Annotated in this window: 22 protein-coding genes, 1 tRNA gene and 1 riboswitch; of the genes, 17 read left to right on the top strand and 6 right to left on the bottom strand. The window is 72.9% G+C overall.

Annotated features, from left to right (window positions below):
- The first annotated feature begins 92 nt into the window (after positions 1-92).
- Positions 93-1,346, top strand: coding sequence for an AGE family epimerase/isomerase (locus ACFVQ3_RS05340; RefSeq protein WP_387635995.1), 1,254 nt, complete (start codon positions 93-95; stop codon positions 1,344-1,346).
- 40 nt (positions 1,347-1,386) lie between these two features.
- On the opposite strand, the gene ACFVQ3_RS05335 is transcribed toward ACFVQ3_RS05340, so the two are convergent.
- The 3 genes from ACFVQ3_RS05335 to ACFVQ3_RS05325 all read right to left on the bottom strand — a co-directional run bounded on the left by ACFVQ3_RS05335 (position 1,387) and on the right by ACFVQ3_RS05325 (position 4,893).
- Complete coding sequence (locus tag ACFVQ3_RS05335; RefSeq protein WP_387635993.1) at positions 1,387-3,579, bottom strand: ABC transporter permease; 2,193 nt, start codon at positions 3,577-3,579, stop codon at positions 1,387-1,389.
- 82 nt (positions 3,580-3,661) lie between these two features.
- Positions 3,662-4,492, bottom strand: a complete 831-nt coding sequence (gene modA, locus ACFVQ3_RS05330) for a molybdate ABC transporter substrate-binding protein (RefSeq protein ID WP_387635991.1) — start codon at positions 4,490-4,492, stop codon at positions 3,662-3,664.
- Positions 4,489-4,893 (bottom strand): molybdopterin-binding protein, encoded by a 405-nt coding sequence (locus ACFVQ3_RS05325; protein ID WP_387635988.1) that lies wholly within the window; start codon positions 4,891-4,893, stop codon positions 4,489-4,491. Before ACFVQ3_RS05325 ends, modA begins: the two co-directional genes overlap by 4 nt.
- A 153-nt stretch (positions 4,894-5,046) precedes the next feature.
- Here ACFVQ3_RS05325 and ACFVQ3_RS05320 point away from each other — a divergent pair, with 153 nt between their 5' ends.
- A complete protein-coding gene (locus ACFVQ3_RS05320) occupies positions 5,047-5,241 on the top strand; it encodes a hypothetical protein (RefSeq protein ID WP_387635985.1) in 195 nt (64 codons plus the stop codon).
- Between the two features lie 81 nt (positions 5,242-5,322).
- Here the strand turns inward: ACFVQ3_RS05320 and ACFVQ3_RS05315 are convergent.
- Positions 5,323-5,396, bottom strand: a tRNA-Gly gene (locus tag ACFVQ3_RS05315).
- A gap of 137 nt (positions 5,397-5,533) precedes the next feature.
- Between ACFVQ3_RS05315 and ACFVQ3_RS05310 the strand changes: the two genes are divergently transcribed.
- The 11 genes from ACFVQ3_RS05310 (at position 5,534) to ACFVQ3_RS05260 (ending at position 17,056) form a co-directional block, all read left to right on the top strand.
- The gene (locus ACFVQ3_RS05310; protein ID WP_387635983.1) at positions 5,534-6,148 is read left to right on the top strand and encodes an NINE protein; all 615 of its coding nucleotides are present in this window, start codon (positions 5,534-5,536) and stop codon (positions 6,146-6,148) included.
- A gap of 175 nt (positions 6,149-6,323) precedes the next feature.
- Positions 6,324-6,899 carry a dCTP deaminase gene (gene dcd, locus ACFVQ3_RS05305; RefSeq protein WP_387635980.1) on the top strand — a complete coding sequence of 192 codons (576 nt, stop codon included), beginning with the start codon at positions 6,324-6,326 and terminating at the stop codon, positions 6,897-6,899.
- A gap of 65 nt (positions 6,900-6,964) precedes the next feature.
- Positions 6,965-8,056, top strand: a complete 1,092-nt coding sequence (locus ACFVQ3_RS05300; RefSeq protein WP_387635978.1) for a hypothetical protein — start codon at positions 6,965-6,967, stop codon at positions 8,054-8,056.
- A gap of 77 nt (positions 8,057-8,133) precedes the next feature.
- Positions 8,134-8,772, top strand: a complete 639-nt coding sequence (locus tag ACFVQ3_RS05295; RefSeq protein WP_387635976.1) for a PadR family transcriptional regulator — start codon at positions 8,134-8,136, stop codon at positions 8,770-8,772.
- A gap of 305 nt (positions 8,773-9,077) precedes the next feature.
- Positions 9,078-12,143: a Na+/H+ antiporter subunit A gene (locus ACFVQ3_RS05290; RefSeq protein WP_387635973.1), complete on the top strand. Its 3,066-nt coding sequence runs from the start codon at positions 9,078-9,080 to the stop codon at positions 12,141-12,143.
- 86 nt (positions 12,144-12,229) lie between these two features.
- Positions 12,230-12,796, top strand: coding sequence for a Na(+)/H(+) antiporter subunit C (locus ACFVQ3_RS05285; RefSeq protein ID WP_387636080.1), 567 nt, complete (start codon positions 12,230-12,232; stop codon positions 12,794-12,796).
- Complete coding sequence (locus ACFVQ3_RS05280; protein WP_387635970.1) at positions 12,793-14,364, top strand: Na+/H+ antiporter subunit D; 1,572 nt, start codon at positions 12,793-12,795, stop codon at positions 14,362-14,364. Before ACFVQ3_RS05285 ends, ACFVQ3_RS05280 begins: the two co-directional genes overlap by 4 nt.
- Positions 14,361-15,053 (top strand): Na+/H+ antiporter subunit E, encoded by a 693-nt coding sequence (locus ACFVQ3_RS05275; protein WP_387635967.1) that lies wholly within the window; start codon positions 14,361-14,363, stop codon positions 15,051-15,053. Before ACFVQ3_RS05280 ends, ACFVQ3_RS05275 begins: the two co-directional genes overlap by 4 nt.
- On the top strand, positions 15,050-15,505 hold the full coding sequence (locus ACFVQ3_RS05270) for a monovalent cation/H+ antiporter complex subunit F (protein ID WP_387635964.1): 456 nt from the start codon (positions 15,050-15,052) through the stop codon (positions 15,503-15,505). The genes ACFVQ3_RS05275 and ACFVQ3_RS05270 overlap by 4 nt, the downstream gene beginning before the upstream one ends.
- Positions 15,502-15,939: a monovalent cation/H(+) antiporter subunit G gene (gene mnhG / locus ACFVQ3_RS05265; RefSeq protein ID WP_387635962.1), complete on the top strand. Its 438-nt coding sequence runs from the start codon at positions 15,502-15,504 to the stop codon at positions 15,937-15,939. The genes ACFVQ3_RS05270 and mnhG overlap by 4 nt, the downstream gene beginning before the upstream one ends.
- Before the next feature lie 88 nt (positions 15,940-16,027).
- Entirely contained in the window at positions 16,028-17,056 is a 1,029-nt protein-coding gene (locus tag ACFVQ3_RS05260) for a cation diffusion facilitator family transporter (protein ID WP_387635959.1), read from the top strand.
- Positions 17,057-17,129: 73 nt separating this feature from the next.
- Here ACFVQ3_RS05260 and ACFVQ3_RS05255 read toward each other — a convergent pair whose 3' ends face one another.
- Both ACFVQ3_RS05255 and ACFVQ3_RS05250 read right to left on the bottom strand, forming a co-directional pair.
- Positions 17,130-18,170, bottom strand: coding sequence for an alpha/beta hydrolase (locus tag ACFVQ3_RS05255; protein WP_387635956.1), 1,041 nt, complete (start codon positions 18,168-18,170; stop codon positions 17,130-17,132).
- A gap of 124 nt (positions 18,171-18,294) precedes the next feature.
- Positions 18,295-18,870, bottom strand: coding sequence for a hypothetical protein (locus ACFVQ3_RS05250; protein WP_387635954.1), 576 nt, complete (start codon positions 18,868-18,870; stop codon positions 18,295-18,297).
- Between the two features lie 262 nt (positions 18,871-19,132).
- Between ACFVQ3_RS05250 and clpB the strand changes: the two genes are divergently transcribed.
- From clpB to thiC, 4 genes are all read left to right on the top strand, one after another.
- Entirely contained in the window at positions 19,133-21,748 is a 2,616-nt protein-coding gene (gene clpB, locus ACFVQ3_RS05245) for an ATP-dependent chaperone ClpB (RefSeq protein ID WP_387635951.1), read from the top strand.
- Between the two features lie 274 nt (positions 21,749-22,022).
- Positions 22,023-23,147 carry a CAP domain-containing protein gene (locus tag ACFVQ3_RS05240; protein WP_387635948.1) on the top strand — a complete coding sequence of 375 codons (1,125 nt, stop codon included), beginning with the start codon at positions 22,023-22,025 and terminating at the stop codon, positions 23,145-23,147.
- Positions 23,148-23,214: 67 nt separating this feature from the next.
- Positions 23,215-24,198, top strand: coding sequence for a diacylglycerol/lipid kinase family protein (locus tag ACFVQ3_RS05235; protein ID WP_387635945.1), 984 nt, complete (start codon positions 23,215-23,217; stop codon positions 24,196-24,198).
- 111 nt (positions 24,199-24,309) lie between these two features.
- Positions 24,310-24,419, top strand: a riboswitch (TPP riboswitch).
- A complete protein-coding gene (gene thiC / locus ACFVQ3_RS05230; protein ID WP_387635943.1) occupies positions 24,410-26,137 on the top strand; it encodes a phosphomethylpyrimidine synthase ThiC in 1,728 nt (575 codons plus the stop codon). It overlaps the preceding riboswitch by 10 nt.
- The last annotated feature ends 44 nt before the right edge of the window (positions 26,138-26,181 follow it).

Below are 26,181 nucleotides of genomic sequence, written 5' to 3'. Positions count from 1 at the left end.
GGACGGACGCTGCGCCGTCGGGCGTTCGACGGGGACGTGCCCGCCCGGGGAAGATCACTGACGAGAACGACGAACGGGGAACGATGACGGTCATGGACGAGCCGGCACGCACGACCGACGGGGCCGTGTGGCGCCACGACGAGCTGCGCAGGCTGCTCGCGTTCGCGCAGGCGTCCCTCGGGCCCGACGGCGGGGCGCGGTGGCTCGACGACGAAGGAGTGCCCGACCCGCACGAGCCCGTGCACACCTGGATCACCGCGCGCACGGCCCACATGTACGCGCTCGGGACCCTGCTCGGGGTGCCCGGGGCGGACACGCTCGCGGACCTTGCCCTCGACGGGTTGCGCACCCACCTCGCGGACCCCACGGACGGTGGCTGGTTCGCGTCGCGCGGGCCGGGTGACGCGGTCGACGACACCAAGAGCGCCTACGCGCACGCGTTCGTCGTCCTGGCGGCGTCGAGCGCCACGATCGCGGGACGGCCCGGCGCGCGCGGGCTGCTCGACGACGCGCTGCGCATCCTCGACCAGGAGTTCTGGGAGGCGGACCAGGGCATGCTCCGCGACGAGTGGGACCGCGCCTGGACCACGTGCACCCCCTACCGGGGCGCGAACGCCAACATGCACGGCGTCGAGGCGCTGCTCGCCGCGCACTCGGCGACGGGCGACCGCCGGTGGCTCGAGCGGGCGAGCGCGATCGCGGACCGCGTCGTCGGCTGGGCCGCCGCGCAGGACTGGCGCGTCGTCGAGCACTTCGACGCGGAGTGGCGACCCGAGCTCGAGCTCAACGCCGAGCACCCTGCAGACCAGTTCAAGCCCTACGGGTCGACGCCCGGGCACGGCTTCGAGTGGGCGCGCCTCCTCCTGCAGCTCGACGCGGCGCAGGCCTCGGCGGGCACGGGAACGCCGGGGGCTCGCCTCGACGCCGCCGAGAACCTGTTCGACCGTGCTGCGGCCGACGGATGGGACCGGGCCGAGGGTGGTTTCGTCTACACGGTCAACTGGTTCGGGCGGCCCGTCGAGCGGCGCAGGTTCCACTGGGTCGCGACCGAGGCGATCGCGGCTGCGGAGGTCTTCGCCCAGGTCACGGGGGACGAGCGGTACGCGCAGCTCGCCGACGACTGGTGGGCGTACGCGCGGGCGCACCTCGTCGACGTCGAGCGCGGCTCCTGGCACCACGAGCTCGACGCCCACAACCGCCCGTCCGCCGTCGTGTGGGACGGCAAGCCCGACGTCTACCACGCGGGGCAGGCGCTCCTCCTCGCGGACGTGCCGGTCACGGGGAGCCTCGCGGAGTCCGTGCGTGCCTGGCGCGCTCAGCGCGTCCTTCCGCCGAGTGCGGAGTAACAGTCGTCCGGACAGCCGATCGACGACAGCTGCTTCGCACTCAGCGGGTGGAGTAGACCTGCACCTCGGCAGCCTTGACCGCGAACCACACGCGCTCGCCCGGCGCCAGGCGCAGGTCCGCGACGGACCGCGGTGTCAGGTCGGCAGCGAGGTGCCCGACGGCGTCGCGCACCTCGCGCGGACCCGTCACCTCTCCCCAGGCCCGGAAGAGCTGCCCGTGCGGCTCGAGCGACGTGATCGTCACCGCGAAGGCGTTCCGAGGGCTGCCCGACGGCGCCTCACGGTGGATCGCGACCGCCCGCGGCTCGAACATCGCGACCGCAGGGTCACCCTCGACCAGACGGGCGTCGTCGGCGACGACGCCCGCGACGACCTGCGCGAGGACCTGCGCCGTGGCGAGGGGGCTCGTGGTGCTCGTGCCGCTCGCCGTGCCGCCGCCCGCGCCGAGACGCAGGCCGCCGTCGTCGGTCGCGGTGCCCGAGAGGAGGTTGATGCCCGCGAGACGGGCGGCGAACCGCGACCGGGGACGCGTGAGGACCTCGCGCGCCGGTCCGTCCTCGACGACCCGGCCTCCCTCCAGGACGACCGCACGGTCGGCGAGGAGGAGGACGTCGAGGAGGTCGTGCGTCACGAGCAGCGTCGTGCGAGGGTGCGCGCGCTGGGCGTCGTGCAGGGCGCGGCGCACCTGCTGCGCGACCCCGACGTCGAGCGAGGCCAGCGGCTCGTCGAGCAGCAGGACCCGGGGGTCGGTCGCGAGGGCGCGCGCGATCGAGACGCGCTGCGCCTGCCCGCCGGACAGCTCGCGCGGTCGGCGTCCGGCGAGGTGCTCCGCGTCGAGCTCGGCAAGGCGCTCGCGGGCCGAGGCGCGGGCGTCTCGCCGGGTGGCGCCCCGGGCGCGGAGGCCGAACGCGACGTCGTCGACCGCGTCGAGGTGGGCGAAGAGCAGGGGACGTTGCGTGAGCCAGCCGATCCTGCGCCGTCGTGGGGGGACGGCGGTGCCGCGGGTGGTGTCGGTGAGGACGGTGCCGTCGATCGAGACGTGGAGCTCGTCGGGGCGTCCCGACCGGGGTCGGGCGCGGTGGGGGAGGAGGCCGGTGACGGCCTGGAGGAGCGTCGACTTGCCCGCGCCGTTGGCGCCGAGGACCGCGACCACCTGTCCGGGCTCGACCGTGACGTCGACGTCGACGCCGCGCTCGGCGAGGCGTACCCGGACGCGCAGGGGAGCGCCGGCCTCGCGGGGCCGGCCGGGCTCGCCCGGTTCGCCGAGGGTGACGTGCTGGGTCGCCGAGGGTGACGCGCCGACCTGCCGAGGGTGACGCGACCCGTCACCGTCGGCCGGATGCTCGTCACCCTCGGCGGAGATCCGGTCACCGTCGGCCCGCTGCCGGTCGCCCTCGGCGGAGATCCCGTCGCCCCCGGCCGAGGCCCGGTCGCCCTCGGCGGCGGGCTCGCGCCCGAACGGTCCGCCGTGCACCGCCGCCGTGACGACCACCGCCACGACCACGAGCAGCAGGGAGAGCGCGACGGCGGCGTCGGGGTCGGCGCTGCGCTGGAGGTAGATCTCGAGCGGCAGCGTCTGCGTGACTCCCTGGAGCGCGCCGGCGAACGTGATCGTCGCGCCGAACTCCCCGAGCGCCCGCGCGAACGCGAGCACCGACCCGGACACCAGCCCGGGCAGGACGAGCGGCAGGGTCACGCGGCGCAGCACGGTCGTGGGGGAGGCGCCGAGCGTCGCGGCGACCTCCTCGTAGCGTGCGTCGTGCGTCCGCAGCGACCCTTCGAGGCTCAGCACGAGGAACGGCAGCGCGACGAAGGTCTGCGCCATGACCACCGCGGTCGTCGTGAACGCGACCTCGATCCCCAGGACGGACAGGTGCTGGCCGATCAGGCCGCGCCGTCCGAACGTGTAGAGCAGCGCGATGCCTCCCACGACGGGCGGCAGGACGAGGGGGAGCAGCACGAGTGCACGGGCCACGCGCTGGCCGGGGAACGTGGTCCGTGCAAGGACGAGGGCCATGGGCGCACCGAGCAGCACGCAGCACACGGTCGCGACGAGCGAGGTCCGTACCGAGAGCCACAGGGCGTCGGTCGCGGTCGGCGAGGTGAGCAGGTTCCAGATCCCGCCGAGCCCCCCGGACACGTCGAGGCGCGCGACCATCGCGACGACGGGCACGACGACGAACAGCGCGCCGAGGATCGCGGGTGCCAGGACCCAGCGGGGGAGGCCGCGCATCAGGCGACCTCCCCGGTCCTCGCGAGGCCGCCACCCGGTCGTGGGGAGTGCCGTCGCCGGGGGTGGCCCACGTCGTCGGGGGTCACGGTGCCCCGAAGCCCGCCTTCGCGAGCGCGGCCTGGCCGATGGGGCCGGTCACGAGGTCGAGCCACTGCTGGGCGAGCGCGGCGTCGGCGGCCCCGGAGGTCACGGCGATCGGGTAGGTGTTCACGACGGTCTTCGTCTCGGGGACGTCGACCACCTCGACGTCGTCCCCGGCGAGGGTCGCGTCGGTGACGTAGACGAGCCCGGCGTCGGCCTCGCCGGCGGTGACCTTGGCGAGGACGTCGGTCACGCTCGCCTCCTCGCTCACCCGGTGGACGGTGGTCCCGGCGGCTGCCTCGACCTTGGCGGTCGCCGACCCGCAGGGAACCTCGGCCGCGCACACGACGACCTTGAGGTCCTCGCGCGCGAGGTCTGCGAACGACGTCACGCCGCCCGGGTTCCCTGCCGGCACGACGACCGTGAGCGTGTTGGTCGCGAAGACCACGGGGTCGGCCGCGTCGCCGCCCTCGACGACGCGGTCCATGTTCTTGGTGTCGGCCGAGGCGAACACGTCGCCCGGGCTCCCGGCGAGGAGCTGGTCGGCAAGGTCGGCGGACCCGGCGAACGACAGTGCGACGGTCACGCCGTCGTGCTCGGCCTCGAAGCCCTCCGCGAGCTCGGCGAACACGTCGCGCAGCGACGCGGCGGCGAGCACGGTGAGGGTCTGCTCCTCGACGGGGGCGGCCGAGCCGGTCGGGCCCGCGTCCGGCGTGCCCGACGGCGCCGCGCACGCCGCGAGCGCGGCCGTCAGGAGGACGGTGGTCGTCATGGCGAGCGCGCGTCGGGCGGGGCGCGCGGTGGTGGGGGCGGTGCGGGTCGTGCGGGTCATGCGAGGCCTCCCGGCGTCTCGACGATCACGGTGGTGGCTTTGACGACGGCGACGGCGAGGCTGCCGGGCTCGAGGCCGAGCTCGCGGACAGCCTCGGTGCTCATGAGGGACACGACGCGCTGTCCGCCGCACAGCATCTCGACCTGGGACATGACGGTGTCGCTCACGACGTCGGTGACGATGCCGACGAACCGGTTCCGGGCCGAGCGGGCGACGCCCGACGGGTCGGGCGTGGACTGCGCGGTGCGGACCGCGTAGGCGGCGAGCTGCGCGCCGTCGACGACCTTGCGGCCCGACTCGTCGAGCGTCGCGTCGAGCTCGCCGGCGTCGACCCAGCGGCGGACGGTGTCGTCGCTGACGCCGAGCAGGTCGGCTGCTTCCTTGATCCGATAATGCGGCATGAGATCGATCGTAGGCCCGTAGATGCGGTGCCGTTGACCATGCCGTGATGCCGAAGAGACCGATAGATGCCGAAATGCCGGATTGCGGGTGGTGAGCATGGCATGCTCGGGCGGTGCGCACGTGCTGGTGCGCCGGGACCGGTAGGAGGACTCGTGGTTCGTCGGTACTGGAGCTCGCTCGCCCTGGTCGTGATCGGCGCCGTCTGGGCCCTGGGCGGAGGGATCGCCGCGCTGACCGGCAAGGACGGACCGCAGTCCCCGCTCCTGTTCGTGGTGCTGGGTGGCGTGGCCGTGCTGGTCGGCATCGGGAGCGCCGTCGTCCGGTCCCGTTCGCGCGACGAGGCGTGAGGGCGGGTCGGGCCCGGACGGACTGTGGGGCCCGAGCGAACGCACGAGGCCCCGCACCAGCAGGTGCGGGGCCTCGTGTCGTGGAGCGGATGACGGGAATCGAACCCGCGCTATCAGCTTGGGAAGCTGAAGTTCTACCATTGAACTACATCCGCGTGACGTGGAACCCCGCAGCTCGCGGGCCGTCTCCGGCCGGTGCGAGCCGGTGAGGAACCGGCGTGCGTCCACGATCATACCCACGTCGGGCCAGGATGCCAGCATCTTGTGCCTGAGCACTGCCTGAGGAGGCGCCTTGTCCGAGAACCCGTACCAGCAGCAGCCCACCGATCCTGCGGCTGGAGCGGATCCGTACGGCCAGTACGGCGGTACGCCGCAGCAGCCTGCTGCGCCGTCCTACGGAGCGGACCCGTACGCGCAGCCGCAGCCCGCCTACGGCGAGCAGCCGCAGCCTGCCTACGGTGCACCGGCCGACCCCTACGCCCAGCAGCCTGCCTACGGTCAGCCGCAGCCCGCCTACGGCGAGCAGCCGCAGCCTGCCTACGGCGCCGACCCGTACGCCCAGCAGCCGGGGTACGGGTACGGAGCCCCTCAGCAGGGCTACCAGCAGGGCTATCAGCAGCCGTACGGCGCGTACGGGGCCCAGCAGCCCGGCTACTACGAGGACCCGAACGCGAAGTCGCGCCTCGCGGCGGGCCTGCTCGGCATCTTCCTCGGGACGTTCGGCATCCACCGCTTCTACCTCGGGTACACCGGCATCGGTGTGACGATGCTGCTGATCTCGGTCCTCTCGCTGGGCATGCTGAGCTGGGCGGTCTGGATCTGGGGCCTCGTCGAGGGCATCCTCTACCTGACGTCGAAGACCGGTCAGTACTCGGTCGACTCGACGGGCCGCCCGCTGCGCAGCTGACGTCGCGGACCGCGCGGGGTCCCCGAGGCGACCCCGCGCCCCCGAAGGCACCCGCGCGCCCCGCGCCTCGCACCCGAGGTCGGTCAGGCGGTCGCGACAGCGACGCCCGACCGGCCCCTGGTTCGGCACCCGGGACCGCGCACCGGCCCGCGGCCCCGCGGAGTACGGTTGCCCCGTGCTCCTCTCCGACCGCGACATCACTGCCGAGATCGACGCCCAGCGGGTCCGCCTGGACCCCTACGACCCCGCGATGCTGCAGCCGTCGAGCATCGACGTGCGGCTCGACAAGCTCTTCCGGCTGTTCGACAACCACAAGTACCCGTTCATCGACCCGTCGACGGACCAGCCGGACCTGACGCGCCTCGTCGAGGTGGAGCCGGGTGAGCCGTTCATCCTGCACCCGGGGGAGTTCGTCCTGGGGGCCACGTTCGAGCAGGTCTCCCTGCCCGACGACGTCGCGGCCCGCCTCGAGGGCAAGTCCAGCCTGGGCCGCCTCGGGCTCCTGACGCACTCGACGGCGGGGTTCATCGACCCCGGTTTCAGCGGCCACGTGACGCTCGAGCTGAGCAACGTCGCGACGCTGCCGATCACGCTGTGGCCGGGCATGAAGATCGGGCAGCTGTGCTTCTTCCGGCTGTCGTCGGCCTCGGAGCACCCGTACGGCTCGTCGATCTATGGTTCTCGGTACCAGGGTCAGCGGGGCCCGACGGCCTCGCGCTCCTGGCAGAACTTCCACCGCACCGACGTGTGATCCCGAGCCGGCTCGAGCGAGCCCGCCTGATCGGACGTCGCCACCGCAGAGAGGGCGATCCCACCGTGTCGCAGCCGACCAGCCCGACCCTTCAGCCGTTCCCCGCGTCCTCGGCGCAGGCCCACCAGGCGCGGCACCTGCTCGCGCTCCCGGGGGACGTCGAGGTCGACGAGGTCGAGACCCTCGCCGTGTCCAGGTTCGCGGGCGCGCGGTGGGACGTGGCGCCGTCGGGCACGGATCCGCTGACCCCGGCGCCCCGCACCGCCAGGCCGGGCGAGCCCGGTGTGCTGCGGACGTCGCGGCACACGACGCTGACCGGGCCGTACTCGCCGTGGTCGGCGGACGGGGTCAACCCCGGCCTGCCGCCGGGCACGGAGCAGGTGTTCGACGTCGTGTGCCCGCGTGACCGGGGTGCCGTCCCGATCCCCGGTGGTGGTGACCGCGACGGGGTGGGGCGCGCCTTCCCGGCGGGGCTGCCGACCCGTGAGGAGGAGCGAGTCATCTCCTGGCTCGTCGAGGTCGCGCGCCGACTCGGCGGCTCGATCCGCGTCGACACGGCCGATGCGGCGTCACCGGTCGTGGTCCTGACGCCGGACCCGGGGGTCGCGGTGAACATGTCTGTCTTCTCGGACGTGTGGCTCGACCCGCAGGCCGCGGTGGCCGTCGTCGGGGCCGTGCACCCGCGCGTCGTGCTCGCGACCGAGGGGAACCCGTACCAGGGGCCGCCCCAGGGCATCGGCGAGCTGCCGCTGTACCGGGGCGAGACGCTCGACCCCGAGCTGCGGCGCGCGCTGCACGCGCAGGCGGACGACATCGACATCGCGGCCCTGACGAGCGGCAAGATCCTCGACGGGTACGGGCTCCTGATCGACATGGGCGTCGACGGCCTCGTGGCGGTCGAGGTGGGTGGTGAGGAGCAGCTGCCGCTGCTGCTGCGCAACCTGCCGTGGGCGTCGCAGGGCGCGGTCGCGTACCGGGTGCGCTGGGAGCCGCGGGACCTCGTGGAGTCGCAGATGGAGGTGCCGTCGTTCGAGCTCAAGATCGCGCGCAAGCGCGCTGCCGAGCTCGTCGCGACCGTGACCCGCGCGCTCTACGCGGCTGTGGGCGGCGAGATCGCCGACGAGGCCGACTTCCTGGTGGACCCGCAGGACGTCTGAGGGTTGGTTGCGCTCTCATGGCTGCCCGCATACGCTCGACCGTCCGGTCGGAACGGGATGAACAGGGCGAGGTGGGCATGTCGCAGGGTGCAGCGGGCAACGGGGGAGCCACGGCCCGGCGCCGCGGGAACCCGCTGGCTCTCGCGGTCCTCGCGCAGCTCGGCGACAAGCCCATGCACCCCTACGAGATCGCGCGCGTGCTCAAGGACGGCCGCAAGGACGAGTCGGTCAGGCTGAACTACGGCTCGCTCTACTCGGTCATCACGGCGCTCGCACGGGACGGGTTCATCGAGCCCGCGGGCACGGAGCAGGACGGCAACCGCCCGCAGCGCACGGTCTACCGCCTCACGGACGCCGGGCGCGACGAGGTCGACGACTGGATGCGCAGCCTCCTCGGGGCTCCCGTCAAGGAGTTCCCGCAGTTCCTGGCGGCACTGAGCTTCATGCAGGTTCTCGCGCCCGACGACGCCGCCTCGCTCCTGCGTACCCGTCTCGTCGCGCTGCGGGTCGCCGTCCGCCGTCTCGAGGACGACGTGGAGCGCCGCGTCGAGGCGGTCCCGGCACCGTTCACGGCCGAGACGGAGTACGAGCTCGCGCTGCTCCTCGCCGAGCTCCGGTACACCGAGGTGCTGGTCCGCCGCCTGGGGGACGGGACGCTCCGCGGTCTCGACGACTGGCGGGCGGGGCAGGTCGACGGGGTGGGGGCCTCTTCCTAGTCGCCCGGCCCGGTGGTCGGGCGTCGGTCGCCGGGCGTTCGCCCGGTGGCCGAACCCTGGCCCGTCGGTGCATTCCCGCTGAACCTGTGACATCTCCCACCGGTCGACGGGGCGTCGCGTGGTCTTGAGGGGCTCATTGAACGGTAAAATACCTACCGGACCCGGTGTGTCTCGGGACCGTCTCTCCTCGCGCGCCGTCGAGCGGGGGAGCGCGGTCCTGACGGCTCGGCGGTCCATGCTCTCGCCCACCCGCCCCCGACCAGGACGGAGCGGACGTGCTTTATCTGCTCGTTGCGCATCTGGCAATGGCACTCGGCGCGCCCGCACTCGTGTCGGTGCTGGGCCGCAAGGCGTTCTTGGTGATGGCCCTCGCGCCCGCCTCCGCCGCTGTCTACGCCCTCAGCTGGACCACACGCGTCATGGACGGCGTGCACCCCACCGAGGTCACCCAGTGGGTGCCCGGGCTGGGGCTCGAGCTCGCCTTCCGCATGGACACCCTGTCCTGGCTCATGCTGCTGCTCGTCGGCGGTGTCGGTGCGCTGGTCCTCGTGTACTGCTCGGCCTACTTCTCGCCCACGGCGTCCGGGCTCGGGCGGTTCGGGGCCGTGCTCACGGCCTTCGCGGGGGCCATGGTCGGCCTCGTCACGGCGGACGACATGCTGCTCCTGTTCATCTTCTGGGAGCTCACGACCGTCTTCTCCTACCTGCTGATCGGTCACTACGCGGACCGCAAGGCGAGCCGGCGAGCCGCGATGCAGGCCATCGTCGTCACGACGGCGGGCGGCCTGGCGATGCTCGTGGGCGTCGTGATCCTGGGGGTCCAGGGCGGGACGTTCCGCCTCTCGGAGATCATCGCGGACCCGCCCACGGGCGGCGCCGTGACCGCGGCGATCGTCTGCCTCCTGGCCGGTGCGGCGAGCAAGGCCGCACTCATCCCGCTGCACTTCTGGCTTCCCGCGGCCATGGCGGCGCCGACCCCGGTCAGCGCCTATCTGCACGCCGCCGCCATGGTCAAGGCCGGTGTCTACCTCGTCGCGCGCTTCGCCCCCGCGTACTCCGACACCACGGTCTGGCGCACGATCGTCATCGTCCTGGGCGTCGGCACGCTCCTCGTGGGCGGCTACCGCGCGCTGCGCCAGCACGACCTCAAGCTCGTCCTGGCGTTCGGCACCGTGAGCCAGCTGGGCCTGATCGTCCTGCTCGTGGGCCTCGGGACGCGGTCCGCCGCGCTCGCGGGTCTCGCGATGATCGGGGCGCACGCGATGTTCAAGGCGTCGCTCTTCCTGGTGGTCGGCGTGGTCGACGCCGCGACCGGTACCCGCGACCTGCGCCGGCTGACGGGCGTCGGGCGAGCACTGCCCCTGACCGCGCTCGCAGGCGGGCTCGCGACCGCGTCCATGATCGGCCTGCCCCCGCTCGCGGGCTACGTCGCGAAGGAGGCCGCGCTCGAGTCCCTCCTGCACGGCGAGGGACCGGCCTGGGTGAACACCGTCGTGCTGGTCGGCGTCGTCGTCGGCTCGATGTTCACGGTCGCCTACGGCGTGCGGTTCTTCTGGGGAGCGTTCGCGACCAAGCGCCACGTCGCTGCGGCCGTGGCACGAGCCAACGAGCACGTCCGGGTCGAGGCCGTGACCAAGGACGCGGCCGCGCAGGGCTCGGCAGCGGCGTCCGCTCCCGCGCAGCGCGGGGCCGGGTTCCTGCCCGACGACGCCCCGATCGACCCCGCACGCATCCACCGGCAGCCGGCGCTCCTCGTGTGGCCCGCCCTGGTGCTGGCCCTCCTCGGCCTCGCGACGGCCCTCGTGCCGCACTTCGGCGAGGACCTGCTCGCGCCCTACGCCGACACGTACCCGGTCGGCGAGCCGGGCCACCTGGTCCTCTGGGCGGGCTTCACCCCTGCCCTGGGTCTGACGGTGCTGATCCTCGGCGTCGGCGCCGTGCTGTTCTGGCAGCGCAGCGCGGTCGAGCGGTTCCAGGCCTCCTTGTGGACGGGCCCCGAGGCCGACCGCACGTACCGCCGGATCATGCGGCGTCTCGACGAGCTCGCGGCCGACGTCACCGCGGTCACCCAGCGTGGTTCGCTGCCCTTCTACCTCGGCGCGATCCTCGTCGTCCTGGTCGCCGGCCCCGGTCTGCTGATGTTCATCGGCGGGCAGTGGCCCGAGCAGGTCAAGGCCTGGGACCGCCCCGCGCAGGTCGCTGCCGTCGCGGCCATCTGCGTCGCCTCGATCCTCGCGGCCCGCTCGCGCCGCCGGCTCAAGGCCGTGATCCTCGTCGGGATCGCGGGCTACGGCAACGCCATGCTGTTCCTGCTGCACGGCGCCCCGGACCTGGCGCTGACCCAGGTGCTCGTCGAGACCATCACGCTCGTCGTCATGGTGCTCGTGCTGCGCCGCCTGCCTCCCTACTTCTCCAACCGTCCGCTCGTCGCGTCGCGGTGGGTGCGCCTGGGTCTGGGCGTCGCGGTCGGCGTCGTCATGATGGGCTTCGCCCTGACGGTCCCGCTCGCGCGCGTCGCGAGCCCCATCTCGCTCGACTTCCCGGCCGAGGCGTACATCCACGGCTACGGCAAGAACATCGTCAACGTGACCCTCGTCGACATCCGCGCGTGGGACACCATGGGCGAGATCTCGGTGCTGCTCGTCGCGGCGACCGGGGTCGCGTCGCTCGTGTTCCTGCGCACCCGCAGCGGCGAGATCCTCCGCGAGCGCAACGCGACGTCGTCGGGAGCCGCCTCGCCAGGGATCTGGGCCAACGAGGAGGACCCGGGCGCGGCCCTGCGCCGCCGGGGGGTCGAGGAGGAGGCCGCCGCGGGCAAGCAGCCGCGCATGCTCGTGTGGCTCAGCGCCGGACGCACCCTCGCGCCGCAGCGCCGCTCGGTCATCTTCGAGGTCGTCACGCGCGTGCTCTTCCACTCGATGATCGTGTTCGCGATCTTCCTGCTGTTCTCGGGGCACAACGCGCCGGGTGGCGGGTTCGCGGCCGGGCTCGTCGTCGGGATCGCGCTCATCGTGAGATACCTCGCGGGCGGTCGGTACGAGCTCGGCGAGGCGGCACCGGTCCATCCGGGCCTGCTGCTCGGCACGGGGCTGTTCCTGTCCGTCGGGGTCGGGCTGATCGGCCTGTTCATGGGCAAGAGCGTCCTTCTGAGCACGGCCATCGACATCAGCCTTCCGCTCATCGGGACGGTCCACCTGGTCACGTCGCTCTTCTTCGACGTCGGGGTGTTCCTCGTCGTCGTGGGCCTCGTGCTCGACATCCTGCGCACGCTCGGCGCCGAGATCGACCGCCAGGCCGAAGCCTCGGCCCGCGAGGACGCAGGACCCATGGAAGCGATGGAACCGGACCAGATCGGAGGGGGGCGACGATGAGCTCGACCGGCAACCTGCTCGCCCTCGTCCTCCCGGCCGCGGAGGTCGACCCGGCGGACGTCGCCAGGACGACCGACAGCATCGACATGACCCCGAGCCTGATCCTCGTGCTCGCGATCGGCGTGCTGTTCGCGACCGGTGTCTACCTGCTCCTCGAGCGCAGCCTGACGCGCGTCCTGATCGGCTTCATCCTCATCGGCAACGGCGCGAACCTCATGTTCCTCGTCGCCGGAGGACGCGCCGGGGGTGCGCCCCTCATCGGGACGACGCCCCCCGACCAGATGAGCGACCCGCTCGTCCAGGCGATGGTGCTGACCGCCATCGTCATCACCCTGGGCCTCACGGCCTTCGTGCTCGCCATGGCCTACCGGTCCTGGCAGCTGCACGGTCACGACGAGGTCCAGGACGACCTCGAGGACCGCCGGGTCGCGCGCCACGCCGCGCGCAACGCACCGGCGTTCGAGGACAGCGACACCGAGGAGAGCGGGGCCACCCTGGACGACGAGGCCGCCGAGGTCTACGACGAGACCGACGGCGACGGCGACGGCGAGACCGACGCCCGCGACGGGACCCGCGCCGAGAAGGAGGCCCCGCCGTCGGGCAGGTCCGGCACACCCGGCACACCCGGCACCGGGGGAGGTGAGGGCCGATGAACCTCACCTACGGCTTCGCGACCCTCGTCCCGCTGCCCGTGGTCCTGCCGCTGTTCGCGGCGGGCCTCGCGCTCGCGCTGTGGCGCCACCCGCGCGCCCAGCACATCATCTCGGTCGCCGCGCTGTCCCTGGTGCTGGCGGCGTCCATCGGTCTGCTCGTCGGGGCCGACAGCGGCCCCATCGTGGTCGACGTCGGGGAGTGGGCGGCGCCCGTCGGTATCGACCTCGTCGCCGACCGGCTCTCCGCGCTCATGCTCACGGTGTCGAGCTTCGTGCTGCTCTGCGTCCTGCTCTACTCGCTGGGGCAGGGCGTCGCGGACGGGCACGACAAGGCACCCGTCTCGATCTACCACCCGACCTATCTGGTCCTGGCGGCGGGGGTCGCGAACGCGTTCCTCTCGGGCGACCTGTTCAACCTCTACGTGGGCTTCGAGATCCTGCTCGCGGCGTCGTACGTCCTGCTGACGCTCGGCGGTACGGGCGAACGCATCCGTGCGGGGTCGATCTACGTCGTCGTCGCGCTGCTGTCGTCGGTCATCTTCCTCGTCGCGATCGCGCTCACCTACGCCGCGACGGGCACCGTCAACCTGGCCCAGCTCGCCGAACGCCTGCCCGACGTGGACCCCGGGGTCCGCATGACGCTCCAGCTCCTGCTGCTGCTCGCGTTCGGGATCAAGGCGGCGATCTTCCCGCTCTCGGCCTGGCTCCCGGACTCCTACCCGACGGCGCCCGCACCCGTCACGGCCGTGTTCGCCGGGTTGCTGACCAAGGTCGGCGTCTACGCGATCATCCGCACCCAGACGCTGCTGTTCCCCGACAACCGCCTCGACACGGTCCTCATGTGGCTCGCGCTGCTGACGATGGTGATCGGGATCCTCGGCGCCGTGGCGCAGAACGACATCAAACGTCTGCTGTCGTTCACCCTGGTCAGCCACATCGGGTACATGATCTTCGGGATCTCGATGGCGTCCGAGGCCGGGATGGCGGCGTCGATCTTCTACGTCGTGCACCACATCACCGTCCAGACGACGCTGTTCCTCGTGGTCGGGCTCATCGAGCGACGAGGCGGGTCCACGTCGCTCGACAAGCTCGGCGGTCTCGCGAAGATCGCGCCGGGGCTCGCGATCCTGTTCTTCATCCCGGCGATGAACCTCGCGGGCATCCCGCCGCTGTCGGGCTTCCTCGGTAAGGTCGGGCTGCTCCAGGAGGGCGTCGCCCAGGGCACGCCGCTCACGTGGGCGCTCGTCGTCGGCAGCGTCGTCACCTCGCTGCTGACGCTCTACGCGATCGTCAAGGCGTGGAACAAGGCGTTCTGGCAGACGGCCCCGGTCGAGCTGCCGTCGACGGGGACCCCGCGCGGAATGGTCGGGCCCACGACGGCGCTCGTCGCCTTCGGCCTGGCCCTCACGTTCGCCGCCGGGCCGCTGTACTCGTACGCCGAGCGCGCCGCCGGTAACCTCATGCAGCCGTCGACGTACGTCGACGCCGTCTTCCCCGACGACACCGGCCGAGGCCAGGGGGTCTCGAACGACCTCGTCGAGGAGGAGCAGGAAGGTGGTGGGTCGTGAGCCTGCACCGTCGTAGGGGCCCGCTCGCGGGCGGCTGGCTCAACCGCCTCGTCGCCCAGTGGCGCACCGTCGCCTGGCTCACCGTCGTGTGGGTCATGCTGTGGGGCGACCTGTCGTGGGGCAACGTCCTCGCGGGCATCCTGCTCGCCGCCCTGCTCATCACGTTCATGCCGCTGCCGTCGATCGCGACGAGCGGCACCGTGCGCCCCTGGTCCTTCGTCGTGCTGATCGCCCGGTTCGTCGCCGACCTCGTCGTCGCGTCCTTCCAGGTGAGCATGCAGGCCTTCAGGTTCCGCCACACCCCGCACGGGGCCGTGGTCGGCGTGCGCCTGCGCAACCCCTCGGACATCTACATGACGATCACGGCCGAGCTCAGCTCGCTCGTGCCCGGCTCGCTCGTCATCGAGGCCCACCGCCTCACCGGGATGCTCTACCTGCACGTGCTCGACCTCGACGCCGCGGGCGGCGCCGACAAGGTCCGCCAGGACACGCTCGACCTCGAGGCCCGTGTGCTGCGCGCCTTCGCGTCGAACGACGAGCTCAAGTCCGCCGGGCTGTACCACTACGCGGGCGAGACGGGCGAGCCGGTGGGCGCGACGCCGTCGGGCACGCGCGGGGCGGCCGACGGCACCGGCGACGCGGCGCGCCGGACCGAACGACGTACCGACCGAGGGGAGGGGCAGCGATGATCGTCGTCGTCCTGATCTGCGCCGTGCTCCTCGCCTCGGCCGCGACGCTCGCCGTCGTCCGGGCCGAGAAGGGCCCGTCGATGCTCGACCGCACCATCGCTCTCGACGTCTTCACGACGACGCTCGTCGGCACCATCGCGCTCGAGGCCGCCTGGTCCCGGCGCACCGAGACCATCCCGATCCTCGTCGTGCTCTCGCTCGTGGGCTTCGTCGGGTCCGTGACCATCGCCCGGTTCGCGTCGGTCGAGCCCGAGGGTGAAGGGCGCATCAAGACCCGCGAGGAGATCGCGGCCGAGGAGGCCGAACGCCTCGAAGCCGAGGAGGGCGAGCAGGTCAAGGCCGTCGACCCCGAGCACGGCGCAGAGCACGAACCCGACGCGCTGCACGAGGCCGAGGACGCCGCGGCCCCCGAGGTCGACGGCTCGACCGGACCCGAGGAGGCACGTTCATGAGCTGGACCCTGGTGGCCGACGTGCTCGCCGCGATCTTCCTGCTGTGCGGGGCGTTCCTCGCGTTCGCTGCCGGTGTGGGCGTCGTCCGGTTCCCGGACCTGCTCGCGCGCATGCACGCCGCGACCAAGCCGCAGGTGCTGGGCCTGATCCTCGTGCTCATCGCGCTCGGGCTGCGGCTGCGGAGCTGGTCGGCCGTGGGCATGCTCGTGCTCGTCGTGATCTTCCAGCTCATGACCTCGCCCGTCGCGGCGCACATGGTCGGTCGTGCGGGCTACCGGACCGGGAAGGTCCGCCCCGACCTGCTCGTGCTCGACGACCTCACGGCGGACCAGGAGGCGGCCGACCGCGAGAAGGACGTGGCGGACCGCGAGAAGGACGAGGCGGCGACCCGAGCGGCAGACGCCGAGGGTGACGGCCCAGCCCGCCGAGGGTGACGCCGACACCCGCCGAGGGTGCCCGACGTGCCCGCCGACGGTGACGGGCCCCCGCGCGCCCCGGCAGGTCCGGTGGTAGACCCGCTACATGACCTCGCCGCCCAGCGCACAGCCCCCCACGCGACCCGTGGCCGACAGTCCTCGCGTCGTGAAGACGGAGGAGCACGCCGAGAGCGCGCTCACGGTGATCGTCGCGTTCGGCGCGAACCTCCTGATCGCGGTCGCGAAGTCGGCCGCCGCGGTGCTGACGGGCTCGGCGTCGATGGTCGCCGAGGCCGTGCACTCGTGGGCCGACACGGGCAACGAGGTCTTCCTCCTGCTCGCGAACAAGCGCTCGCGCAAGCCTGCTGACCACGATCACCCGCTGGGGTTCGGGCGCGAGGCGTACGTGTGGTCGATGTTCGCGGCGCTCGGGCTGTTCGCGGTGGGTGCGGGGGTCTCGATCACGCACGGCATCCAGGAGCTCGTCCACCCGGAGCCCGCGGACGACTTCGGGATCGCGTACGCGGTGCTCGGAGTCGCGTTCGTCCTCGAGGGGGTCTCGTTCCTCCAGGCGAACCGGCAGGCGCGCAAGGAGGCGAAGAAGGCCGAGCGCGACCTGCTCCAGCACGTCCTGGTCACGTCCGACCCGACGCTGCGGGCCGTGTTCGCGGAGGACGCCGCTGCGCTCATGGGCCTCGTCGTGGCGTTCGTCGGCATCTTCCTGCACCAGGTGACGGGGTCGCCCGTGCCCGACGCGATCGGCTCGATCGTGGTCGGCCTGATCCTCGGGGTCATCTCGTGGATCCTCATCGACCGCAACCGGCGCTTCCTCGTGGGCGAGCCGGCGGGGGCTGCGACGCGGGACGCCGCGCTGCGCGAGCTGCTCGCCGACCCCGAGGTCGACCGGGTCACGTACCTGCGTCTGGAGTACGTGGGTCCGCGGTCGCTCTACCTGGTGGCGAGCGTCGACCTCGTGGGGGACGACGACGAGCACGTGGTCGCCGAGCGCATCGACGCGCTCGAACGTCGGGCGACCGCGGCGTCCGTGATCGCGGGGGCGGTCATCTCGGTGTCCCCGGCGAGCGAGCCGTCCCTGGTCCTGTCGGACGGGGCGAGCCGCCGAGAACGGACCTGAGGCCGCCCGGACCCCCGGGACGGCCGCGACCTCGTTCTCGACGGCCGCACGCCGGGGGCGGCGGCCTGCGGCATCAGGCGGGCAGCCGCTCGTCGAGCCACGCGAAGACCTCGTCGAGGAACGCCGTCCGGGCGGGCTCGGGGGACAGCACGAGGTCGTGCGCGCCGCCCTCGATCTCGACGAGCGTCACGTCGTCGCCCAGCCCGGGCGCGCGGTCCTTGATGTGCTGGACGTCGAGCACGCTGTCGGTCGTCACGACCTCGGGGTGCCAGCCCTTGTTCGGCCCGGACCGCGTCGAGGTCAGGACGAGCACGGGGCACTGGACGTGCAGCCCGCGCGCGACCTGCGCGTGCCCGCGACGGATCTCGCGCAGCCAGCCCGCCCGGACGGGGAAGCCTTCGTGCGGCTTCCAGCCGAGCTCGTAGGTCCACTCGCCGCCGGTCCCGGTGTGCAGGGCCTGCCCGTAGGCGTCGTCGAGCGAGCCCACCACGAGCCGGGGGGCGAACCGTCCGACGACGTCGATCACCCGGGTGGAGATCACGCGGTCGAACCAGGACGAGTTGAGGTCGAACCAGGGGCTGTTGAGGACGAGCGCAGCCACCTTGCCGGGGCGCGCGTTGGCCCACAGGCTCGTGACGAGGCCGCCTGTCGAGTGCCCGACGACGACGAGCTCGTCGTGCCCCTCGGCCCGGATCACGGCGGCCGCCGCGTCGAGGTCCTGGGCGTAGAGGCTCAGGTCGTCGACCATGTTGGGGTCCTTGCCGGCCTCGGTCCAGTGCGCGAGCGAGCGGCCGTACCCGCGCAGGTCGATCGCGTAGAACGCGTAGCCGTGCTCCTCGAAGGCGTCGCCGAGGTGGGTCTGGAAGAAGTAGTCGACGAAGCCGTGGACGTACAGCACGGCCCGACGGCGTCGCTCACCGCCCGGGGTCGTCGCGCCGTCGGCGGGGGCTGGGCGAGACGCGTGGGTCGTGGGTCGCGCGGGGTCCGGTGCGGCGCCGTCGGTCACGGGACCCGTCGCCTTGCGGACGAGCGTCGCGGTGTCGCCTCCCGGGAGGTCGAGCGTCCGGGCGACCCAGTCGGGTCCGAGGACGTCCTGCTGCCAGCCGTGCGTCATGGTGCTGCCCTTCGCGCGCGGACTCGGGCGGTGCCGCGGCGCCCCGCCATTGTCCACCGCCGGGGCGGGCCTGTCAGAGCGAGCGTGGGCTCCGTGCCGCGCTCGCTCTGACGGGCCGTGGGTCTCAGGCGGGCGGGGTGAGGCCTGTCGGGGGGACCGGGGGAGCAGGTGGCGTCGCCGGCGGGGCGGTCTGAGGGGTCTCGCGCAGGCGGGTCGACTCGTCCATCTCGGAGTCGTCGAACGGCTCGGTGCCGGGCTCGGTGACGTGCGCGGTCCAGGTCTGGGCGGGTGCCGCGGGCACTGCGGGTACGGGAGGTGCCGGAGGCGCGGGCAGCGCGCTCGGCGGGGCGTACGGGTCCACGGTCGCCTGCGGAGGGGCCGGCGGCTGCGCGGGGTAGGCCTGGTACGGAGGCTGCTGTGCGCCGGGTGCTCCGTAGGGCTGGGCGGGCGGGGCGGCCTGGGCCGGGTAGCCGCCCGGCCCGGGCTGCCCCGGGTACCCGCCCTGCCCCGGGTACCCGCCTTGCCCCGGGTACCCGCCCTGCCCCGGGTACCCGCCCTGCCCCGGGTACCCGGCGACGGGTGCGCCGTAGGGCTGCGCCACGGGCACCTTCTTGGGACGCAGGAGCAGCCAGGCGACGACGCCGATCACGACGAGGCCGACGAGGACGACGGCGGCGACGAGGAGGAGCGCGAAGTTCATCGGAGACCTCCGGCGGGACGAACGGTCGTCGCCCTGGTGCGGTCTGCGTGGTCCGGTGCGATGGTGGCGAGAGGTTCGAGCCGTCGTGTCTTCACACCCACAGCATCCCGTGGATCGGTGGCGGTGAGAAGGGGGCGGTCATCGGTCGGTCCTCGGCTCGGACGCCTCATCGCCGACATGACGGACAGAGTTGAGTGGAATAGGCTCAAGTCAGGTCCTGTTGTTCCAGGTAGACCCAGACCCTGAAGTATCCGGAGACCCCATGGACACCAAGTTCACCACCATGTCCCAGCAGGCCATCGGCGAGGCCATCCAGACCGCCTCGGCCGCCGGCAACCCCCAGCTCGAGCCCGTCCACCTCCTCGCCGCACTGCTCACGCAGGAGGGCGGCGTCGCCGTCGGGCTCCTCGACGCCGTGGGCGCGAACGCGCAGGCCATCGGCCAGAAGGTGCGCGCCGCGCTCGTCGCGCTGCCCACCGCGAGCGGCTCGGCCGTCGCCCAGCCCACCGCCTCGCGCGGCACCTCTGCCGCGCTCGACCTGGCCTCGAAGGAGGCCCAGGGCATGGGGGACGAGTACGTCTCGACCGAGCACCTGCTCATCGGCATCGCTGCGGGCTCCTCGCCCGCCGCGCAGATCCTCGGCGACGCCGGGGCGAGCGCCGACGCGCTGCGCTCCGCGCTGCCCGCCGTCCGGGGCTCGGGCCGCGTGACGAGCCCCAACCCCGAGGGCACGTACAAGGCGCTCGAGCAGTACGGCCAGGACCTCACCGCCGCCGCCGCCGAGGGCAAGCTCGACCCCGTGATCGGGCGCGACTCGGAGATCCGCCGCGTCGTGCAGGTCCTCTCGCGCCGCACCAAGAACAACCCGGTCCTGATCGGTGAGCCCGGCGTCGGCAAGACGGCCGTCGTCGAGGGACTGGCCCAGCGCATCGTCGCGGGCGACGTCCCCGACTCGCTCAAGGGCAAGAAGCTCATCTCGCTCGACCTCGCGGCCATGGTCGCAGGCGCCAAGTACCGCGGCGAGTTCGAGGAGCGCCTCAAGGCCGTCCTGGAGGAGATCAAGTCCTCCGACGGCGAGGTCGTGACCTTCATCGACGAGCTCCACACGGTCGTCGGTGCGGGCGCGGGCGGCGAGGGCGCCATGGACGCGGGCAACATGCTCAAGCCCATGCTCGCCCGCGGCGAGCTGCGCCTGGTCGGCGCGACGACCCTCGACGAGTACCGCGAGCACATCGAGAAGGACCCCGCCCTGGAGCGCCGCTTCCAGCAGGTCTTCGTGGGCGAGCCCTCGGTCGAGGACACGGTCGCGATCCTGCGCGGGCTCAAGGAGCGCTACGAGGCGCACCACAAGGTGACGATCGCCGACTCGGCGCTCGTGGCCGCGGCTGCGCTGTCCGACCGCTACATCACGGGCCGCCAGCTCCCCGACAAGGCGATCGACCTGGTCGACGAGGCCGCGTCGCGCCTGCGCATGGAGCTCGACTCCTCGCCCATCGAGATCGACGAGCTCCAGCGTGCCGTCACGCGCCTGGAGATGGAGGAGGTCGTGCTCTCCGAGTCCGACGACCCCGCCTCGCGCGAGCGCCTCGAGAAGCTGCGCGCCGACCTCGCCGACCGTCGCGAGGAGCTGTCCGCGCTGACCGCACGCTGGGACGCCGAGAAGGCGGGCCACAACCGCGTCGGTGACCTGCGCGCCAAGCTCGACGAGCTGCGCGTCCAGGTCGAGCGGGCCATCCGCGAGGGCGACCTCGAGACCGCGGGCCGCATCCAGTACGGCGAGATCCCGCAGCTCCAGGAGCAGCTCCAGGCCGCCGAGCAGGAGGAGGCGTCGATCGACGTCGACGAGTCCGCCACGGCGCAGCAGGCGCCGATGATCGCCGACAAGGTCGGCGCGGACGAGATCGCCGAGGTCGTGTCCGCGTGGACCGGCATCCCCGCGGGCCGCATGCTCCAGGGCGAGTCGGAGAAGCTCCTGGCCATGGAGGACGTGATCGGCAAGCGCCTGATCGGGCAGAAGGCCGCGGTCGCCGCGGTGTCGGACGCCGTACGACGTTCTCGTGCGGGCGTCGCCGACCCCGACCGCCCCACGGGCTCGTTCCTGTTCCTCGGCCCCACGGGCGTCGGCAAGACCGAGCTCGCGAAGGCGCTCGCGGACTTCCTGTTCGACGACGAGCGCGCCATGGTCCGCATCGACATGTCGGAGTACGGGGAGAAGCACAGCGTCGCCCGTCTGGTCGGTGCCCCTCCGGGGTACGTCGGCTACGAGGAGGGCGGCCAGCTCACCGAGGCCGTGCGGCGCAGGCCGTACTCGGTCGTGCTGCTCGACGAGGTCGAGAAGGCGCACCCCGAGGTCTTCGACATCCTGCTGCAGGTCCTCGACGACGGCCGGTTGACCGACGGTCAGGGCCGCACGGTCGACTTCCGCAACGTCATCCTGGTGCTGACGTCGAACCTGGGTTCGCAGTACCTCGTGGACCCCATGCTCGACGACACGGCCAAGCGTGAGGGCGTCATGTCGGCGGTCCGGTCGAGCTTCAAGCCGGAGTTCGTCAACCGGCTCGACGACGTCGTCATCTTCGACCCGCTGAACCTCGACGAGCTGGGGCGGATCGTGGACATCGCGGTCGAGCGGCTGGCGGAGCGCCTCGCGGACCGTCGCCTCACGCTCGAGGTCACGCCGGCCGCGCGCGAGTGGCTCGCGCTCGAGGGCTTCGACCCCGCGTACGGGGCGCGCCCGCTGCGCCGCCTGGTGCAGCGCGAGATCGGCGACCGCCTGGCGCGCAAGCTGCTCGCGGGCGAGGTCGCGGACGGCGACACGATCGTCGTCGACCGTTCGCTCACCGAGGGCGAGGGCCTGGAGCTGACCGTCCAGCGGTGACGCGCGCGCCGTCGGCGGGAGGCTCCTCCTGCCCGACGGCGCCGCTCGCGCCGTGCGTGAGAGGCCCGGTCCCGGAAGGGACCGGGCCTCCGTGCGACCTGGGGCTGGTCGTCGCTTCACGCCGCGCGGGGTCGACGACGAACCGAATCCCGGCGGAGGCCGGGGCTCAACTGGTCCTACCGAGCGTCTGGTTTTCACCCGCACCGTCGGGGCATACTGGGCAATCAACCCACATCCCACCGACGGAAGGTCGCTCGTGCCGCCGGAGTCCCCGATGCCCGACCACCTTCCGCAGACCCGTGCCGCGCGCCGGCTCGCCGAGCAGGCCGCCGCCTCGCCGTCCCGGGCCCAGCGTCGTCGGCGCCGCGCGGAGGCCGTCCGGCACGCCCGCTCGACCGGCGTCACCGGCGTCAGCGGCAGAGCGCGCGGACCTCGTGCCCTGCCGCAGGTCGCGGTCGTGACCCTCGGGCTCGTCGGCGGCCTGCTCGTGGTCCCGGCCACCCAGGAGCTCAACGGCGAGGGGCGCGGTCTGGAACCGCTCGGCGCCCGGTGGGACGCCGCGCTCGGCCGGGGGGACGACCGTGCCGGCCGCAGCGCCGACGGACGCGAGCCGCTGCTCGCTGAGGCGGGGAGCGGCGGAACCAGCGGGGGTGCCGCGCAGCAGCCCGAGGGCACCACCGCCGACCAGCCGACCGACGCCCCGCCGTCACCCGAGCAACCCACCGACGAGGCCCCGGTCCCGTCGCCCCCGCCCGCTCCAGAAGCCCCCGCTGCACCGCCCCGCCAGGGGGCGACCGGGCCCGAGGTCCAGGAGATCCAGGAGCGCCTCCAGGCGCACGGGGCCACCGTCTCGGCCGACGGCGTCTTCGGTGCCGGGACCGACAGCGCGCTGCGGACGTTCCAGGACGCGAACGGCCTCGAGCCCGACGGCGTCGCCGGCCCCGCGACCCGGGCCGCGCTGCTCGCCGACCCGACCACGACGACCGGTGGAGCCGGGAGCGCGGGGGGAGCGACGTCGTCGGGCACGGGGGACGCCGCGGGTGACACGGCCGCCGCCCTCGCCCTCGTCAACACGCACCGCGCCGCCGCAGGCTGCCCCGCGCTGCGCGCCGACGACCAGCTCGGGCGCGCCGCGACCCTGCACGCGCAGGACATGGTCGCGCAGGGGTACTTCAGCCACACGAGCCTCGACGGTCGGACGTTCGGCGACCGCATCACCGCCCAGGGCTACGCACGACCGGGTGGTGAGAACATCGCCGCCGGGCAGAAGACCGCCCAGGCCGTGGTCGACGCCTGGATGGCGTCCGAGGGGCACCGCGCGAACATCCTCGGCTGCGACTTCACGACCATGGGGCTGGGGCGCGCGGGCAACACCTGGGTGCAGGTCTTCGGGTACTGAGCGCGCCCGGAGTGCCCGAGTCGTCCCGTTGCCGGGCGAGCACGTGCTGCGCACGACATACTCAGGTGTGAACCCGTCCCAGGAACAAGCGCCCGAGACCGCAGCCCAGCAACGCCTCGACCACGCACCGCTCCGCTCGGCCGTGATCGTCAACCCGAACCGTGTCGAAGGGCTCGACGAGCTCCGCCGCACCATCGAGACCCAGCTCGCCGACGCGGGCTGGCCCGCCCCGGCATGGCTCGAGACCACCGCCGAGGACCCCGGCACGGGCCAGGCCCGGCAGGCCGTCGCGGACGGTGCCGAGGTCGTGTTCGTGAGCGGCGGCGACGGCACCGTGCGCGCCTGCATCGAAGGGCTCGCCGGGACCGACGCGGCGCTCGCCGTCCTCCCCGGCGGCACGGGCAACCTCCTCGCGGGCAACCTCGGCATCCCGCCCCGGCCCGAGGACGGCATCCGCCTCGCGCTCGACCGCGGCCGGCGGGCCGTCGACATCGGCGAGGTCGACGGGCAGGCCTTCGCCGTCATGGCCGGCATGGGGCTCGACGCCGCGATGATGGAGGACGCACCGACCGCGCTCAAGGCCAAGGCCGGGGCTCTCGCGTACGTCGTCTCGGCATTCAAGCACCTCGCCGACGACGAGATGAAGGTCGAGGTGCGCGTCGACGACCGGCCCGTGCTGCGCCGTCGGGCACGGACCGTGGTCGTCGGGAACGTCGGCAAGCTCCAGGCGGGCGTCAACCTGCTGCCCGACGCCGAGCCCGACAACGGCCAGATGGACGTCGCGATCATCGCGCCCCGCAACCTCGGCCACTGGGTCCAGCTCCTCGTCGGCGTGCTGCGCGGACGCCGCCGCGTCCCCAACATGGAGGTGCTGCGCGGGTCGCGGATCTCCGTGATCTCCGACCGGCCGCAGCCGCGCCAGCTCGACGGCGACGTGATCGAGCCAGCGAAGAAGCTCGAGGTCAGCGTCCGCGCCGGGGCGCTGTGGGTGTGCGTCTACCAGCCCGACACGTCGGACGACATCGCGGAGGGGGCGCCCGCAGACGGGTGACCGGGTCCGCGCTCACGGGGAGACGGGTGGTCGCGGGACGATCGCGCCGACGCCCGGCGACGTGCGCTACGGTGGCCGCGCACCACCCCGCACCACCCCGCACCACACAACTTCACACCCCACGGGAGCTCGCAGCAGCGAGCTGAGAGGGCGGCTCAGCGCCGCCGACCGTTCGAACCTGTTCGGATCATGCCGACGTAGGGAGAGAGCAATGAGCTCTGAGACCGCTGTGCCCGCAACCACCGGGCCCACCAGCGCTGTGCGCGCCACCACGGCAGCCACGAGGCCGCACACCATCACGACCGGACCCATCGCCGGGTCCGCCAAGGTCCACCACCCCGTCCCGGGAGCGGAGCACCTGCGCGTCCCGGAGCGCCGCGTGCACCTGAGCAACGGCGAGCACCTGGACCTGTACGACACCTCGGGCCCGTACACCGAGGTCGACGACCCGTCGGCGTTCGACCTCGCGGGCGGCCTGCCCGCTCTGCGGGCGTCGTGGCTGCGGCCCGACGCCGTACCGACCGAGCACGGCGCGGGCGGCGCCCGGACGCAGCTCGCGTGGGCGCGCGCGGGGATCGTCACCGACGAGATGCGGTTCGTCGCGGCGCGCGAGGGCGTCGACGTCGAGCTCGTGCGCGACGAGGTGGCCCGCGGCCGGGCGGTGATCCCGGCCAACCGCAGGCACCCCGAGATCGAGCCCATGATCATCGGCAAGGCGTTCGGCGTGAAGATCAACGCGAACATCGGCAACTCGGCCGTGACGTCCTCGATCGAGGAGGAGGTCGAGAAGATGGTGTGGGCCGCGCGCTGGGGTGCGGACACCCTCATGGACCTCTCGACGGGCAAGGACATCCACGAGACCCGCGAGTGGGTGCTGCGCAACTCCCCGATCCCCGTGGGGACGGTGCCGCTCTACCAGGCGCTCGAGAAGGTCAAGGGGGACCCCGCGAGGCTCACGTGGGAGATCTACCGCGACACCGTGATCGAGCAGGCCGAGCAGGGCGTCGACTACATGACCGTGCACGCGGGCGTCCTGCTGCGCTATGTCCCGCTGACCGCGCGCCGCGTCACGGGCATCGTGTCGCGCGGCGGCTCGATCATGGCGGCGTGGTGCCTCGCGCACCACCGGGAGTCGTTCCTCTACACGCACTTCGCGGAGCTGTGCGAGATCCTGCGCGACTACGACGTGACGTTCTCCCTCGGCGACGGTCTGCGTCCGGGGTCGATCGCGGACGCCAACGACGCGGCCCAGTTCGCCGAGCTGCGCACGCTGGGGGAGCTGACCAAGGTCGCGAAGTCCTACGGCGTGCAGGTCATGATCGAGGGCCCTGGCCATGTCCCCATGCACAAGATCGTCGAGAACGTGCGCCTCGAGGAGGAGCTGTGCGAGGAGGCGCCGTTCTACACGCTCGGCCCGCTCGCGACGGACGTCGCGCCCGCGTACGACCACATCACGTCCGCGATCGGGGCCGCGATCATCGCGCAGGCCGGGACCGCGATGCTCTGCTACGTCACGCCCAAGGAGCACCTGGGGCTGCCCGACCGCGACGACGTCAAGACGGGCGTCATCACGTACCGGATCGCGGCGCACTCGGCCGACCTCGCCAAGGGGCACCCGCGCGCGCAGCTGCGGGACGACGCGCTGTCGCGTGCCCGGTTCGAGTTCCGCTGGCACGACCAGTTCGCGCTGTCGCTCGACCCCGACACCGCGCGCGCCTTCCACGACGAGACCCTGCCGGCCGAGCCCGCCAAGACCGCGCACTTCTGCTCGATGTGCGGGCCCAAGTTCTGCTCGATGCGGATCTCGGCGGACGTGCGGGAGTACGCCGAGAAGAACGGGCTGACGTCGGTCGAGGCGATCGAGGCCGGCATGGCGGAGAAGTCGAGCGAGTTCGCCGACGCGGGCGGCCGGGTGTATCTCCCCGTGACGCCGAGGTAGACCCGTGTGCGCGAGGTAGACCCCCTAGAGGTCTACCTCGCGCA

Source organism: Oerskovia sp. NPDC057915, assembly GCF_042887685.1.
GTDB lineage: Bacteria > Actinomycetota > Actinomycetes > Actinomycetales > Cellulomonadaceae > Oerskovia.
The sequence above is the reverse complement of the archived record's forward strand: the minus strand, read 5'-3'. Positions and strand labels throughout refer to the sequence as shown.

Bases quoted from the DNA above. Each gene is read 5' to 3' on its own strand.
- ACFVQ3_RS05280 (WP_387635970.1), top strand. From the start codon at position 12,793: ATGAACCTCACCTACGGCTTCGCGACCCTCGTCCCGCTGCCCGTGGTC.
- clpB (WP_387635951.1), top strand. From the start codon at position 19,133: ATGGACACCAAGTTCACCACCATGTCCCAGCAGGCCATCGGCGAGGCC.
- ACFVQ3_RS05325 (WP_387635988.1), bottom strand. From the start codon at position 4,893: ATGCCGCATTATCGGATCAAGGAAGCAGCCGACCTGCTCGGCGTCAGC.
- ACFVQ3_RS05340 (WP_387635995.1), top strand. From the start codon at position 93: ATGGACGAGCCGGCACGCACGACCGACGGGGCCGTGTGGCGCCACGAC.
- ACFVQ3_RS05250 (WP_387635954.1), bottom strand. From the start codon at position 18,870: ATGAACTTCGCGCTCCTCCTCGTCGCCGCCGTCGTCCTCGTCGGCCTC.
- modA (WP_387635991.1), bottom strand. From the start codon at position 4,492: ATGACCCGCACGACCCGCACCGCCCCCACCACCGCGCGCCCCGCCCGA.
- ACFVQ3_RS05285 (WP_387636080.1), top strand. From the start codon at position 12,230: ATGACCCCGAGCCTGATCCTCGTGCTCGCGATCGGCGTGCTGTTCGCG.
- mnhG (WP_387635962.1), top strand. From the start codon at position 15,502: ATGAGCTGGACCCTGGTGGCCGACGTGCTCGCCGCGATCTTCCTGCTG.
- ACFVQ3_RS05290 (WP_387635973.1), top strand. From the start codon at position 9,078: ATGGCACTCGGCGCGCCCGCACTCGTGTCGGTGCTGGGCCGCAAGGCG.
- thiC (WP_387635943.1), top strand. From the start codon at position 24,410: ATGAGCTCTGAGACCGCTGTGCCCGCAACCACCGGGCCCACCAGCGCT.
- ACFVQ3_RS05335 (WP_387635993.1), bottom strand. From the start codon at position 3,579: ATGCGCGGCCTCCCCCGCTGGGTCCTGGCACCCGCGATCCTCGGCGCG.
- ACFVQ3_RS05260 (WP_387635959.1), top strand. From the start codon at position 16,028: ATGACCTCGCCGCCCAGCGCACAGCCCCCCACGCGACCCGTGGCCGAC.
- ACFVQ3_RS05270 (WP_387635964.1), top strand. From the start codon at position 15,050: ATGATCGTCGTCGTCCTGATCTGCGCCGTGCTCCTCGCCTCGGCCGCG.
- ACFVQ3_RS05255 (WP_387635956.1), bottom strand. From the start codon at position 18,170: ATGACGCACGGCTGGCAGCAGGACGTCCTCGGACCCGACTGGGTCGCC.
- ACFVQ3_RS05295 (WP_387635976.1), top strand. From the start codon at position 8,134: ATGTCGCAGGGTGCAGCGGGCAACGGGGGAGCCACGGCCCGGCGCCGC.
- ACFVQ3_RS05240 (WP_387635948.1), top strand. From the start codon at position 22,023: ATGCCCGACCACCTTCCGCAGACCCGTGCCGCGCGCCGGCTCGCCGAG.